At 42.2% G+C, this 15,201-nt stretch carries 12 protein-coding genes; 11 read left to right on the forward strand and 1 reads right to left on the reverse strand.

The window, feature by feature from the left end:
- Positions 1-16: 16 nt before the first annotated feature.
- The 5 genes from IGJ26_RS03400 to dhaS all read left to right on the forward strand — a co-directional run bounded on the left by IGJ26_RS03400 (position 17) and on the right by dhaS (position 7,534).
- A complete protein-coding gene (locus IGJ26_RS03400) occupies positions 17-1,357 on the forward strand; it encodes a hypothetical protein (RefSeq protein ID WP_061053807.1) in 1,341 nt (446 codons plus the stop codon).
- Positions 1,358-1,396: 39 nt separating this feature from the next.
- Positions 1,397-3,523: a hydantoinase/oxoprolinase family protein gene (locus IGJ26_RS03405; protein WP_430599868.1), complete on the forward strand. Its 2,127-nt coding sequence runs from the start codon at positions 1,397-1,399 to the stop codon at positions 3,521-3,523.
- A gap of 23 nt (positions 3,524-3,546) precedes the next feature.
- Positions 3,547-4,185: a hypothetical protein gene (locus IGJ26_RS03410; protein ID WP_430599870.1), complete on the forward strand. Its 639-nt coding sequence runs from the start codon at positions 3,547-3,549 to the stop codon at positions 4,183-4,185.
- Complete coding sequence (locus IGJ26_RS03415; protein ID WP_430599871.1) at positions 4,157-6,667, forward strand: TIM-barrel domain-containing protein; 2,511 nt, start codon at positions 4,157-4,159, stop codon at positions 6,665-6,667. Before IGJ26_RS03410 ends, IGJ26_RS03415 begins: the two co-directional genes overlap by 29 nt.
- 339 nt (positions 6,668-7,006) lie before the next feature.
- Positions 7,007-7,534, forward strand: coding sequence for a dihydroxyacetone kinase transcriptional activator DhaS (dhaS, locus tag IGJ26_RS03420; RefSeq protein WP_016620563.1), 528 nt, complete (start codon positions 7,007-7,009; stop codon positions 7,532-7,534).
- Between the two features lie 46 nt (positions 7,535-7,580).
- Here the strand turns inward: dhaS and IGJ26_RS03425 are convergent, their stop codons facing one another.
- Complete coding sequence (locus IGJ26_RS03425; protein WP_016620564.1) at positions 7,581-8,573, reverse strand: dihydroxyacetone kinase subunit DhaK; 993 nt, start codon at positions 8,571-8,573, stop codon at positions 7,581-7,583.
- A 384-nt stretch (positions 8,574-8,957) separates the two neighbouring features.
- Between IGJ26_RS03425 and dhaK the strand changes: the two genes are divergently transcribed.
- The 6 genes from dhaK to IGJ26_RS03455 all read left to right on the forward strand — a co-directional run bounded on the left by dhaK (position 8,958) and on the right by IGJ26_RS03455 (position 15,098).
- Positions 8,958-9,938 carry a dihydroxyacetone kinase subunit DhaK gene (gene dhaK / locus IGJ26_RS03430; protein ID WP_061053812.1) on the forward strand — a complete coding sequence of 327 codons (981 nt, stop codon included), beginning with the start codon at positions 8,958-8,960 and terminating at the stop codon, positions 9,936-9,938.
- 13 nt (positions 9,939-9,951) lie between these two features.
- The gene (gene dhaL, locus IGJ26_RS03435; protein ID WP_016620566.1) at positions 9,952-10,539 is read left to right on the forward strand and encodes a dihydroxyacetone kinase subunit DhaL; all 588 of its coding nucleotides are present in this window, start codon (positions 9,952-9,954) and stop codon (positions 10,537-10,539) included.
- Positions 10,532-10,903: a dihydroxyacetone kinase phosphoryl donor subunit DhaM gene (dhaM, locus tag IGJ26_RS03440; RefSeq protein ID WP_142437646.1), complete on the forward strand. Its 372-nt coding sequence runs from the start codon at positions 10,532-10,534 to the stop codon at positions 10,901-10,903. Before dhaL ends, dhaM begins: the two co-directional genes overlap by 8 nt.
- A gap of 20 nt (positions 10,904-10,923) precedes the next feature.
- Complete coding sequence (locus IGJ26_RS03445; protein ID WP_430599872.1) at positions 10,924-12,060, forward strand: glycerol dehydrogenase; 1,137 nt, start codon at positions 10,924-10,926, stop codon at positions 12,058-12,060.
- A gap of 298 nt (positions 12,061-12,358) precedes the next feature.
- The gene (locus IGJ26_RS03450) at positions 12,359-13,666 is read left to right on the forward strand and encodes an FAD-dependent oxidoreductase (protein WP_430599873.1); all 1,308 of its coding nucleotides are present in this window, start codon (positions 12,359-12,361) and stop codon (positions 13,664-13,666) included.
- Positions 13,656-15,098 carry a helix-turn-helix domain-containing protein gene (locus IGJ26_RS03455; RefSeq protein WP_016611958.1) on the forward strand — a complete coding sequence of 481 codons (1,443 nt, stop codon included), beginning with the start codon at positions 13,656-13,658 and terminating at the stop codon, positions 15,096-15,098. The genes IGJ26_RS03450 and IGJ26_RS03455 overlap by 11 nt, the downstream gene beginning before the upstream one ends.
- Positions 15,099-15,201 lie beyond the last annotated feature (103 nt).

Genomic DNA, 15,201 nt, shown 5'->3' on the forward strand with positions numbered 1-15,201 from the left:
ACGAGGAGGAAAAGAAATGATTACACAGGTATTAGGCGGATTGGTCATTTTGTCGATTTTATTTATGGCTTTTTATTGTATCAAGGGCTATAACATGACCGTTGGCTTTTTCTTAATGAGTGCGATTTGGATCGCCATTAGTTTTGCCGGAAATATGATTGAGCCCAATAGTGCTATGGAGGGATTAACCGCAGTTGAAGTTCTGACGGATGTCTTCCAAGCAGGACCCGAAGCTTACGGACGAAATGTTTTAGTCAATGTGTTGTTCGGGGCATTCTTTGGTACCGTTTTGATTGAAACAGGGATTGCTTCCACTTTGATTCGTAAGACCGTGGAATTAGGGGGCGATCATCCGCGAGTGACTGTCAACTTGCTGTGCTTGGTTACAGCGGTATTGTTCACTTCGTTAACTGGTGTCGGACCATACATTGCTATCGGGGTAGTTGTTTTACCAATCATGCTGGCATTAGGTATCTCACCACTTGTTTCCGTTTTTGCTTTTATTGGTTCAGCGGGAGTGAGTGCCTCCTTCTTGAATGTAGTGAATTTCCAACAGTATCAAACGATTTTCGAAACGACGAGTCCAGAATTTGCGAATTATAGTTACAATGATTATTTCCCGTTTGCGATCGTGGCAGCGACGATTTCTTTGATCGTGATCTTGACGATCGTTAATGTGAAGATCGGGAAAGCTAGAAAAGTCTATTCATGGGATGCAGGTCAGTCCACTGCCAAAAGTGCTCCTGCCCTTTCACTGATTTCCGTTGCCATGCCTGTCATTTTATTGATTGCATTTAATCTACCCGTGATCCTTTCCTTTATTTTATCCAGTTTGTTTGCATTAATCACGACAGGGCATCTAAAAGGTGGTTTTGTGGAAGCAAGTCGGAAAATTGCCAAATATGCGTCTGATGGGGCGATCAGTGTTGCACCGATGATGGCGTTTTTGCTAGCAATCGCCACTTACAATGCGGCAGCTGCATATGTCGCTCCCTATCTAGGCGCATTATTAAGCCCAGTGATTCCTGCAACCACATTAGGATTGGCGATCGTGTTTGGCGTTTTTGGTGTCTTAGGGCATTTTAGAGGGCCGATGAACTTAGTGGGAAGTGGTCTTGCACTTTTACATGTAGTAGCTGCGGTAACAAGTTGGCCGATTCAGTTTCTCTATCCATTGTTTATCGTGACAACGATCATTCCTCAAGGACTAGATATTACCCTTTCAGGAGCAGTCTGGGCATTGGATTATGCCAAAGTACAGTCCAAAGATTATATGCGTCTTGGGATTCCAACGTCAGCGACCCTCTGTGTCATCATGGCAATCGTTGTCTATCTCATGTACGGATCTTTAATGTAAAAAATCAGCACAAAAGGCTAGAAAAGAGTGGTATAGAACATGACAAGAAAAGTACGGATGGGAATTGACGTGGGTGGAACCCATACAAAAGCGGTAGCAATCGATAATGCGACTCATGAGATTATTGGGAAATCTTCCGTCAAAACAACCCACGATGATGTTTCAGGAGTGGCAAAAGGTGTTATTCAGACCTTTCAAAATTGCTTAAAAGAAAACAATATTGCTCCGGAAGAAGTGATTTTTGTTGCCCATAGTACCACGCAGGCGACTAATGCATTAATTGAAGGTGACGTGGCGAAAGTAGGGATTTTAGGCATAGCCAAAGGCGGCTTAGAAGGGTTTCTGGCGAAGAAACAATTAAACATAAAAAATATTGTTTTAGGAGAAGGCAAAGAAATTCAGATCGCTAATGAATTTCTGAAACTAAAAGAAGTATCCGAAGACAAAATCGGTGACAAAATTGCTACGCTAAAGCAAGAATCAGCGGAGGTCATCGTTTCTTCCATGGCGTTTGGGGTAGATGATATCGGTCCCGAGGAGCTGGTTTCCAATGTAGCGAAGCAAAAAAATATTCCTTCTACGATGGCATCAGATATCACGAAGCTATATGGCTTAACGCGGCGAACCCGTACGGCAGTAATCAATGCCAGTATTTTACCGAAAATGCTAAATACCGCTACATCAACCGAAAATGCCGTTCGACAAGCAGGCGTAACTGTTCCGTTGATGATCATGCGTGGTGACGGTGGGGTGATGGAAATCACTGAAATGAAGCGTCGTCCCGTATTGACGATGTTGTCAGGACCGGCTGCTTCAGTCATGGGTTCATTGATGTATCTGCGGGCTTCAAATGGCATCTATTTTGAAGTTGGTGGAACGACCACCAATATCGGTGTCATCAAAAATGGACGGCCCACGATCGATTATTCTATCGTGGGTGGTCATGCTACGTACATCAGTTCATTAGATGTACGAATCCTCGGCGTTGCAGGTGGTTCAATGGTTCGCGCGGATAAAAATGGCATCATTGACGTCGGCCCACGTTCTGCACATATCGCAGGGCTTGATTATGCCGTATACACCGATACTGAGAAAATCAATCAGCCAAAGGTCGATTTCTTTTCACCTAAGCCTGGTGATCCTGCCGATTACGTCCGAATTCTCATGGAAGACGGTTCAGCTGTCACCATTACAAACTCCTGCGCAGCTAATGTCTTAGGTTTGGTAGAACCGAATCATTTCTCTTATGGAAACATTCCTTCTGCACGCAAAGCGATGCAAGTGTTGGCGGATTATTGCAAGACGACAGTGGAGGATATCGCGAACCAAATCATGGAAAAATCTTATCAAAAGATTGCACCGGTCATCAACGAACTGGTAGATAAATACAAGCTAGAAAAAGACCAAATCTCCTTAGTAGGGGTAGGTGGCGGTGCCTCCTCCCTGATTACGTATTATTCAAATAAAGACCAAGTGAAATATGATATCCCAGAAAATGCAGAAGTGATTTCTTCCATTGGTGTTGCTTTAGCCATGGTGCGTGATGTCGTTGAGCGGATCATCCCATCACCAAGTCCAGAAGACATTCGTGCCATCAAACAAGAAGCACTAGATAAGGCGATCGATAGTGGGGCAAGTGCCGAAACGATCGAAGTTCATATTGAAATCGATCAACAGACGTCAAAAGTGACCGCGATTGCGACTGGTTCCACCGAAGTCAAAGCCATGGATCTGTTAAAAGAATGTTCGGAAGAAGAAGCATTGGCTTTGGCTGCCAAAGACATGCGCTTGACGGAGCAACAAACGACCTTGTTGGCGAAAACAAATGCCTTCTTCGTGTTTAGTGAAGCGACACATAACGGTCCCACTCAAGTTCGCATCTTAGATAAAAAAGGCTTTATCAAAGTGCAACGAGCGAATGCTTTGGCTGCAAAAGCAACGATTGCCACTTACCGAGAGGCAGTGGCGAAATTGTGGGAAGAAATGTCTGTTTATCAAAGTGAGATCATTGTTCGACCAGAGTTTTATGTCTGTTTTGGTTCACGAGTGATGGACTTCTCAGCTTCAACGCTTGAGCAGCTAGCGTTATTGATGGGCATTGAGCTAGATGATTTACAATGGGATACAGAAGTTTTACTGGTCGCAGGAAACATCAAGCAAACGTAATTAGGTGATCAATGATGAATCCCATGACTATTTTAAGACGACCATTGCAGGAACTAACGCAATACGATGACGAATTTTGGGCGAATTATCTATTCATGACCGATCCCATTGCTTGCAAATACCAAGGATTAGATCATATGGAGCTGATTGTGCAAGCACGACAATGTGGCAAAACTGCTGCCAAAGAATTTTTAGAAATGTATGGTCACCCCTTTGATAGGGTGACCATCTGCAAACAAAACAAGCTATTGTTGCGAAATCAAGTGCCCTTAAATGCTAGTGGAATGGTCTTAGGGCAATTTCATCCACCTAATCAATTATTCATCAATAAGGCAGCAATCACACAGGTAGCAGCCTTTTTAGAAAACAGGGCAATCAAGAGCACTGACACAGAAATTGCGAACCTAGTTTTCGGACATGAATTTTTTCACTGGATCGAAGAGCAGCAACAAGCATCGATCTACACGAGAACGAAAAAAGTCCAGCTCAGAAAATTTTTAGGGATACCGCAAATCGTCAATTTGCGTGTCTTGAGTGAAATCGCTGCGATGGTTTTTACGAAAGAAATAAATGATTCAAAATTCAATCCCTGTCTCTTGGACTGTGCATTGATTCAGGGAAAAGGGGACTATTATGAGAGTGAAAACATTTCTTTATCTTGAAAAACGACCCGATGATTACTTGATCCATACCGAAGAAGCAACGATTCAACTACTATTTCTCACGGAAGATATTGTCCGAATTCGCGCCTCTTTTGATCGGACATTTATCGAAAAATCGTATGCCTTAGTAATGACGGCTTGGGAGGATCGCTTGGACTCCTTATTGAAGGAGGAGCGTAAGCGAGTCGCAGCGGTTACTGTTCCGTGTGAAGAAACGGAAGATACCTTGATTTTTCCTGCCAAAAAGTTAAAGGTGATCATCCACAAAGCACCTTTCCATTTCAGAATCTACAACCAGAATGACGAATTGATTTACTCTGATTTGCCAGAACGGGCTTTTGAGATCGACCAGCTAGGCAGAGCGTACCATTATAATAAAATCGAACCAAAAACCGATCATTTTTATGGTTTTGGCGAAAAGACAGGGCACCATGATAAAAAAGGCAGACGAATGCGCATGTCCGCCAAAGACGCAATTGGTCACGATCCAGAGTTTGGTGATCCGTTATACAAGCATATCCCTTTCTATATTCGTCTGAGTGAAAGCAACCAAACAGCGATTGGTCTCTTTTATAACAATTCTTATGAGTCTGTATTTGATATGGGCAATGAGATCAGTGGTTATTGGGACCCCTATAGCTATTATCAAACAGATGGTAACGAGATTGATCTCTTTTTTATCAACGGTCCTTCAGTAAAAGAAGTTGTCAATCGCTACACCGATCTAACCGGCAAGCAAGCTATGCCGCCTAAACACAGCTTAGGTTTTACTGCATCTACGATGTATTATGCAGAACTTGACAAAAATTGTGACCAAGAAATCTATGGTGTGATTGAAAAGCATCGTGCCAATGGTATGATGATCGATAATTTTAAGCTAGCTTCGGGCTATTCCTCTGGTGAAGAAGATAATCTGAGGTATGTGTTTCATTGGAATAAAACGCGTTTTCCTGATCCAAATGCGTTTTTTAACAAAATGAACCAGCTAGGAATCAATGTTATCGTGAATTTGAAACCGGGTATTTTAGAAAAGCATCCCTTTAAAGAGGAATTTGAAGCAAATGATGTGTTTGTGAAAGACTGCGACGGTGAACAAGATTACTATGGTCGCTGGTGGGGTGGTGAAGGTCGTTTTGTTGATTTCTTAAAAGCATCAGGGCGCAATACATGGAAAAAAATGTTGAAAGCATCGATTTTAGAAAAAGGGACAACTACCGTCTGGAACGATAATTGCGAATACGATGGGATCGAAGAGAAACAAGCGCTTTGTGGCGAAGGAGCAGAACGAGGTCAAATTGCAGAATTAAAACCGATCCAAGCCAACATGATGGCCTATACGGCAAAACAAGCGATCAAAGAAGTTTTTCCCAATAAGCGACCGTATATCATCAATCGAGCAGGCTATGCCGGGATTCAGCGTTATGCGCAAACTTGGGCGGGAGACAATCTCACTGACTGGCGGACGCTCCGATACAATATCGATACGATCATCGGGATGGGTTTGTCTGGGGTAGCAAATACTGGCTGTGACATTGGTGGTTTTGCTGGTGGTGCACCAGATGCAGAATTATTACTGCGCTGGATTCAAAATGGTATTTTTCAACCGCGTTTTTGTATCAATTCTGCCAATGATGATAATACAGTTACGCAACCATGGATGTATGACAAAATGAATCCATTGATTCGGAAAGCCTTTCGCTTGCGCTATCAAATGCTGCCTTACCTCTATTCATTGATGTATCAAGCCCATCGAACAGGGGATCCAATCCTCAGACCGTTGTTCTACGAATTTCAAGAAGACCCTAACTGTTATGCAGATCCTTTTCATACCTTCATGGTTGGTTCATCGCTTTTAGTTGCCAATGTTTTGGAAGCAGGTGCGACAACGCGAACCCTTTACTTGCCAAAAGGTAGTCAATGGTTCCAATTAAACGAGCAATTCACATGCTATGAGGGTGGTCAAGTGATCACGATTCCAGTCGGCTTAGAAGATATCCCGATGTTTCTTAGAGCAGATGGTATCTTTGTGACAAGTGCTGATGAGCATCAACGGGCGACTGATACGGTGAAACAGATCGAACTACTAATAGGTGAAGGAGAAAATCAACGATTCGATTTGTACGAAGATGATGGACACAGCAATGATTTTGAACAGCAGCATTACAAGCTAACGACGATCAAGACAACTGGCAGAGAAAGAAAAACCATCCACTTTCAAACAACAGGTACTTTCGACAGTACGATCGAGTATTATCGCTTGAAGGTGATAACAAAAGAAAAAGGTGCTTATTGGGTCACCTTAGATGGGCAAAAGCTGCCACAATATCTAAGTCGTCAAGATTTTGAAGCAGCAACAAATGGCTGGTATTACGATCTTCAAGAACGGACAAACTGGATAAAATTCCCAAGACCCAGCAGCCAATCCTTTGAAGTGATCGTTTCAACGGAAACGTTTGATCTGATCGGAATGAGTAATGAGTGAAAGCTGAAAAAAATTAGGCGAATGATTAAAAAGTGTTATGTTACTTTTATAGTAATTTTTTAGATATGATTTAACTGTTTGTTGGACCGGATTGTTTCAGAACCCTAGAAACCAGCTCTATCAGCACAAATAACGATTGGTTTCTTATCAATGGGAGGAAATGCAAAAAACGGCTGTCAATATTCATTATTTGTTATTGTAAACAGACAATAGCTTAGATAGAATACTCGTATAGCGAAGGCAGGAAGGTTCATCTTATTAACCGAACGAGTCGAAGATCTATCCATTAAGGAAGCATCAGAAAAATGGAAGATTCGTTTACTAGATAAGGGTGTTTAGATGGCAGAATCAATGATCGTAAAGAAAAAAATTTCCAAAGCATTTAAACAATTAGTAGTGGAGATTGGTTTCGAGAAAGTAACTATTTCAAAGATTATGCTAGCAGCCAATATACGTCGTCAAACGTATTACAATCATTTTCAAGACAAATATGATTTGACCGATTGGATTTTTCAGCAAGAAGCCATTGAAAAAATAGCAGATAATTTGGCTTATGAAGACTGGATGACGACATTACAAGACTTGTTCGTTTACTTTGAAGAAAATAAGCGATTCTATTGTAATGTGTTATCTTTTCAAGGTCAAAATTCTTTTCAAGAGTATTATGTCGAACACTTAAAGGGCTTGATCAGTAAGATGTTGGATATAAAATGGGGCTACAACAGTAAAAAGAAAGAAAATCGTGAGTTTATCGAAGAATTTTATGCGACTGCGTTTATGGCGATGACGACAAAGTGGATGTCAGAAGGCTGTAAACCAAGTGGACGAGAATTTGCGAATAATATGAGCAGCTGTCTATTTGATTAAGCAAATAGACAGCTGTTTTGTTTTATCGAGGCAAAAGAGGCGAGACTTAATGCCAACCAAAGGCATCGGTCGGAAGATGCAAGTACTCTTGCCACTTTTTGTTTTTCAAGGAAAAAAAGGAAAGCGAGAGACCATCCGTATCATAGGCGGTCAAAAAGTTGCCCATTTTTTTAAAGGAAGCACGAATCTCTTCAATTTCTAGTAATTGTTGGACATCGTTCATAAATATTGCCAGTTCCAAAAGAGGGATCGCCCCTAAGCCGTTGACCAGCAGAGCGATGTCTTTTAGCTCTGCTTTGGAAAATTGCTTGCTGAGTTTGTTGACTAATTCAATAGCGATTCGTTCAGAAGAATGGATCTTTTCAGTTCGGTAACCAGACTCTCCATGAATACCGATGCCAAATGCTAGTTCGTCCGAAGCTAAGTGATATTGCTGACGAATGTGTGCGATAGGTGAGGGCGGAGCAAAAGCAACCCCTAGTGTTTTGATCCTTGGGACGATCTGTTCCCCTAATTCTTTCAATTGTTTTAATGACAGTAGTTCTTCTGAAGCAGCCCCCAATAGCTTGTGGACAAAAATCGTTCCAGCAACGCCTCTACGGCGTTTGATAAAGGTATCACTTTCAATCGAACAATCGTCGGAAACAAGCAAATGATCCACTTTCATCCCAGCTTCGGTAGCCCATGTTTGCGCCTGTAAGAAATTTTGAACATCTTTAGCAAAGTTTTTAATGATCAAGATGGTCCCATGTCCGTTGTATGATGCCTTGATACCACGAAAAATCTCCTCTGCTGAAGGAGGCTCAAAGATTGATCCCATAATAGCACCATCCAACATGTTTTTTCCAATATAGCCTATGTGGGAAGGTTCATGACCACTACCGCCACCACTTAATAAAATAACTTTATTAGTTGGCAATTCTCTTTTTAGGAAAATCCCTGTGCGGGGAATCCAGCGCAGGCGATCATGATAGGTATAGGCAAATCCAGCAAGAATCTGTTTCTGTATCTGTGGTTTTGATCGAATAAAACGATTCATTGACGCCAGCTCCTTTTACTTAAATCGTAATTCGATTATACGCTTTTTTTGAGTATCGAACTACTATAAAGGTAGCGTTGAAAGCGGACACATTAGTGTTTCTGTCCGTTGTAAACTCAACGGGATAACAGTAAGATTATAGATAAGAAGATCAACAAAAAAGCATGAATTCCATTAAAAAATTGGAAAGCTATGTGAAGTGGAAAGACGGTTTTTTTTACAAAACAGTAATATCGATTTTTTCAAGAATGCTTTTTGTTTTTAAAAGGAATAATTAAAAATAACAAACGATCAAGATGGACTATGAGAAACTTCTAGTGGATAGTTTGGATGACAGCTTGAGGTTTCCATAGTGTTCTGTTCGTAGCCGAAAGGAAGTAAGCAATGAAAAAAATTATGAATCAACCGACAGATGTTTTGGCAGAAATGATTCGAGGAATCGTTCAAGCAAATGAATCAACGATTGAACAAGTTCCCAATACATTTGTCGTAAAACAAAAAGAACTCGCCAAACAAGTTTCTTTAATCAGTGGTGGTGGAAGTGGTCATGAGCCAGCTCATGCGGGCTTTGTCGGTGAGGGAATGTTACAAGCAGCTGTTTGTGGGCAAGTGTTTACTTCACCTACGCCGGATCAAATTTACGAAGGAATCAAAAGTGTGAATACCGGCAATGGTGTCGTTTTGATCGTGAAAAATTATTCTGGCGATATTATGAACTTTGAGATGGCAAAGGAACTCGCTGAACTAGATGGTATTGAAGTTGGCACAGTGGTCGTTGATGATGATATCGCTGTGGAGGATAGCACCTTTACGCAAGGAAAACGTGGGGTCGCTGGCACGGTTTTTGTTCATAAAATTTTAGGAGCTGCTGCCAAACAGGGGTGTTCCATTGAAGAGCTAGTGGCACTTGGGAACCAAGTTGTTCGTCAATTAAAAACCATCAGCGTCGCACTGAGTGGTGCCACCGTACCAGAGGTGGGAAGTCCAGGCTTTACACTAGCAGAAACAGACATCGAGTTTGGTGTGGGGATTCATGGTGAGCCTGGTTATGCTCGGGAAACCATGTGTTCTTCAAATGAGATCGCTCATAAAATGATCGAGAAATTAGAAAAGGCTTTTTCTTGGGAAAATGGGGAGAAATTTGCTGTGATGGTCAATGGATTGGGCGGTACACCATTGATGGAGCAATATATTTTCTATCAAGATGTACGGAAACATTTGGATCGTGAGCTCGATGTGGTGTTTTCAAAGGTCGGCAATTTTATGACGGCAATCGATATGGCAGGTATCTCATTGACCCTATTAAAATTGGAACCGGAATGGGTGGCTTATTTAACAGAGCCGGTAGCACATACCGCTTGGTAAAAGGGGGAAAAGAATGTTTACAAAAGAAAATTCATTAAAAACACTTCGTCTTTTTCATCAAACGATTCAAGCAGAAAAAGATTATTTGAATGCACTAGATACAGCGATCGGTGATGGCGATCACGGAAGTAATCTAGCTCGAGGAATGACAGCAGTCATGGAGACGTTAGAAAAGGAACCTGTAGAGGAGGTGTCAGAGATTTTTAAAAAGACAGCGATGACTCTGATCAGTAAAGTGGGTGGCGCATCCGGACCCCTCTATGGCACGGCTTTCTTAGAGATGGCGAAAACGAGCGCCATGATGGAAAATCCCAAAGCGATTCTTGAAGCAGCACTTAGTGGTATCAAACGTCGAGGACAATCTGAAGCTAAGGATAAAACGATGGTAGAAACTTGGGAAGCAGCAACCGTAGCTCTGGAAACAGGAACCTTGTCCTTTGAAGTCGTGAAAGAAGCTGCCGAAAAAACAGCGGATCTTGTTGCCAAAAAAGGTCGTGCTTCTTATTTGGGGGAACGATCTTTAGGACATATTGATCCCGGCGCAATGTCCAGTGCCTTTCTTTTTGGCGCAATGATCGAAGCAGGTGTTTTTGATGAATAAAATCGGCATTGTACTCGTCTCTCATGTTTATGAAATTGCTTTTGGCTTACAGCGTTTGATCAAAGAGGTTGCTCCAGATGTTCCCATTACTTTAGCAGCTGGCTTAGAGGACAATGGAATCGGGACAAACGCGGAAACGATCGTAACTGCGTTTGAAGAGAACCGAGGCCAGATACTGTTCGCTTTTTATGATTTAGGCAGTGCCAAAATGAATTTGGAACTTGCGGAGGAATTGACCGAAAAAACAGTTCACTTATTTGGTACTGCACTGATTGAAAGTGCCTATACTGCAGCTGCATTGTTGCAAGTTGCTGCTTCTGAGCAAGAAATCATAGAACAATTGACTGCATTAAAAATAAAATAAACGAAATGGAGTGTCGTGTAATGAGAAAAGCTTTTATTAGTCCAGCAAAATATGTGCAAGGAGAAGATGAATTGCTTCGCCTAGGGTATTTTGTAAAAACATTCGGAAAAAGTGCCTTATTGATTGCCAGTAAAGAAGATGTCGCAAGGGTCAAAGAAAAATTAGATCAAACGGCAAACACCTATGAAGTTGTTTTGGTCGAAAGTGATTTTCACGGCGAAGCGACCCGGGGAGAAGTGGCTCGTCTAAAAGCGATCGCTGCCGCAAACGCCTGTGACTGTATTATTGGTTTAGGGGGCGGAAAAGCCATTGATACAGCAAAATGTGTGGCGGAGGGTCGCGACTTGATCATCGTTCCAACGATCGTTGCAACCGATGCACCTACCAGTCATTCGGCGGTTTTGTATACAGAAGATGGCGCATTTGATGACTACGCGTATTTTGTCCAAAGTCCGAGCGTAGTTTTGATTGATACAGTCGTGATCGCGCAAGCACCGACCCGTTTTCTGGTCTCTGGAATCGGAGATGCCTTATCAACTTATTTTGAGTCAAGAGCTACGCAACGTTCTTTTTCTAATGTCAATGCTGGATTGCCTTGTGGTGCACAAGAAGGTTGTCCACCAGCGAAAGGAACCAAAGCCGCTTATGCGTTAGCGAAGCTGTGCTATGAAACGATTTTAGAAGATGGTGCCAAAGCGAAGCAAGCATGTGAGAGTAATGTGGTTTCGCCAGCATTAGAAAATGTCATTGAAGCCAATATCCTCCTTTCAGGGTTAGGATTTGAAAGTGCCGGGTTAGCAGCGATTCACGCCATTCATGATGGCTTGACGGTTCTTCATGACGCTCATGGTGCTACCCATGGTGAAAAAGTCGCTTTTAGCACGATTTGCCAACTCGTTCTAGAAAATGCACCGCAAAAAGAGTTGTTTGAAGTAATCAACTTTGTGCTATCGATTGGCTTACCTGTTTGCTTGAGAGACTTAGGGGTAGAAACGATCAGTGACGAGGAATTAACAGAAGTAGCAGAAAAGGCTTGTATCCCTGAAGAATCGATTCATTCGATGCCGTTTCCAATTACGGTTGAACAAGTCAAAGCAGCGATCGTCGTAGCAGATAAGATTGGGAGTGCTTGTAAGCGAGATTCTCAGCCTCAATGACATAGATAAAACAATAGCAAAAATAAACCACTCAATCAGGAAGTACGTTGCATGATCCTAGTGATGATGCAACCAAACCTCGATTGGCTGGTTTTTTTTTTGTGTTTTTCTTTTTTTAGCGAATTTTTTAGTGAGGGCTGTGTGGCTGACGGCACAATCATAAAGGTACGGTCATTCAGATTGATTTTTTGGTTTGAAAGCATCTTCCAATATCTGGTGCAAAAAAATAGTAAGGAAGATAGCTTTTTACTCGTCAAATGAGAGCGTTTCATTTAAGCTAAGGGAGAGAGGTGATCCAATGAAAATTATAATTATAGGTGGGTCTTTTGGTGGTGTCAGCTGCGCCTGTGAAGCACGCCGATTATACCCTAACGCAGAGATTCTACTGATAGAAAAAAAAGCCCATCTTGGGTTTGTTCCAAGCGGCTTGTTATTGCTGATCGAAGGCAGGATCGCTTCGCTAGAAGAAGCATTCTTTTGTACGAAGGAGCAGCTGGAGGCAGAAACGATCGACGTTGCCTTAGAAGAAACGCTTCTGGAGATTTTTCCTTCGAATCATCGGATTCGAACGGATAAACGGGAACTAAGTTATGATCGACTCGTCTTGGCAGCAGGTTCTAGTCAAGATTCCACTGTTTTGCCGCAACCAGAAGAAGCACTGCTGACCTACAAAGAATATGAAGCAGCGAAGCATTTCTTACAGCAATTGCCCCAAGCAGAGTCGATTACCATCGTCGGTGCTGGTCAAGCCGGGATGGAAGCGGCGAATACCTTAACGATGATCGGCAAAAAAGTCAGTGTGATCGAATCAATGTCGTATCCTTTATTCAAATACTTTGATCGCGATTTTTTGCAGCCCTTTTTAACGGAGATCGAAAAAATCCCCAACTTGCAGCTGCATTGGTCGGAGCCAACTTTGGCAGTCGTTAAAACGGAAACAGGCTTTCGGATCGAAACCGCCGATCAAGGTTATGAAAGCGATCTGGTATTGACGACAGTTAACGTTCATCCTCGCTTGCCAGAGGCATTTACGGTCTTTGAATTACACAGTGATCAAACTATCTGGACAGATGCCTACTTGGAAACTTCTGCCACGGATATTTTTGCGGTCGGCGACTTGATCCAAATTCCAAATGCTATTACGAAAGACACGGTCTACATGCCCTTAGTCAATAATGCTGTTCGCTCAGGGATTGCGGCAGCTCGCAATCTAGCAAACAAAACGACCCCGTTTCGTGGTGGATTGCGGACAGTCGGTACACAATTGTTTGAGTGGTATTTAGCCAGTACCGGCTTGACCGAGTCGGATCAGTTTTTCTATGAATCACCGATCGTTTGTCACACTTTTACGGCTACCGTTTCCCTTTTTGATTCGACGCAGGTTCATGGAAAAGTGATGATCGAACAAGCCAGCGGTCGAATCGTTGGTGCACAGCTTTTATCAAAAGCCAATATTTTGGAAAAAATCAATTTACTAGCGTTTGCGATCGAGCAGCAGGCAACGATGGAGGAGCTGACCCAAAAAGACTTTTTCTTCCATCCACGGTTCACGAATGTGTTGGATCAAACCTTCATATGGTCGGGAAGTGATGCCGATGAGACTTGATCAGTTATTAGAAAAAAAAGAAGCAAAACAATTGCAGCTGCTCAAAAAACTTTTACTAGTTGGCGGTCAAATGGAGCTACATGAATTAGCGCTCTATCTTGGCATCAGTAAGCCTTCTCTGGAAAAGTATGTGGATGAGCTGCAAGATGAGTTGACGCACTATCATGAGCAGTGTCGATTGTATTACCGAAATGGTTCACTGGTTTTTGAAATGAGTCCCACCTTTTCTCTTAACCAAATTGAATGGGCATTTTATCGTTCGGCCTTGAAATTTCAAATTCTCGAGCATCTTTTACAACATCAAGAAGTGACAACTGTCCAGCTGGCACAAAAATTAACAGTCAGCGAGTCATCCTTGTTTCGCAAAATCAAAGAGCTAAATGGTTTGCTAGCAGAATTTGAGTTAGAGATCTGGCAAGGAAAGCTGATTGGAGAAGAAACCCAAATTCGTTATTTCTATTTTGAACTCTTTTGGTATGTTCATTCTTTTGACAGTCAGCCATTGCCGATCGATGAGAAATATGTCGGTCTGATCACTCGCGGCCTGAACATGCGCTTTACGAAAGAAGCCCAGCAGCGCTTGTCCCTATGGCTGAGGATCATGAAGGCGCGACTGAAAATTGCTACTCAATCCTTTCAAGTTTTACGGGAGAAAATGGCACCTTACATGAAAGACCCTTTGTTTCAACAATTACGTGAGTTGGTATTTCGTGGCTTTGGCCATTACGCATTAGAAGTCAGAGAAGAGGAGGCGATGCTGCATTTTGTCTTTTTGTTGTCGTTCTCGGTGTTATCCGAACACGATCTGCAGGTGTATATGCTGCAGCGTTCTCGGTTTACGCCAACTGCCTTGACGGATACATTGATTTTGGAACATATTTTGCATCTTTACCGCCCATCGTTTGTTCCTCGTGAAATGGAAGCCACTTGCTATGGTCACCTGCTGCAGATCCACAGCCGCGTCTATTTTTTCAAAGGGGATGTGGAGGTTTTTGATCGAGAAAATATTTGGCAGTTAGAAGCGCAGTTATCCAGCCGCAACATTCAGCAAATCAGTCATGAACTATTAGGTAAGGCCTTAACAGAGTTAAATATCAAGCCGTCCGAGAAAAATAGTCTACTGATGATGACGATGGTCAAATACTTGAGTGTCATCACGATCATCGACTATCAAATCAATCGAGAATTTCGTGTTGGGATCGCCTTGAAAATGGATGAGCTATTTAAAGAAGCTCTCTATTATATGTGGCTGCTGTATCTCAAAAATTTGAATGGCGTAGTTGTCGAACGCTATCGTCCAGAACAAGAATATGATTTGATCTTGGCGAATTATGCCATCGAGACCAAAACACCGACTTATCGAATCAGTGAATTAGGGACTGCTTATGATCGTGAGACAATCAAAAAAATGATCCGTGAACGCTTTAAATAGTGGATTTCGTCAATTTCTTAGAGATTTGAAAAAAAATTGACGAACCATATAGCAAAAGTTCAGCTAAAATAAAAGCAAGTCAGAAAGCGCTAACAAAAAAGCG

The organism is Enterococcus sp. AZ095a (assembly GCF_050546735.1).
Classification (GTDB): Bacteria; Bacillota; Bacilli; order Lactobacillales; family Enterococcaceae; genus Enterococcus_D; species Enterococcus_D entomosocium.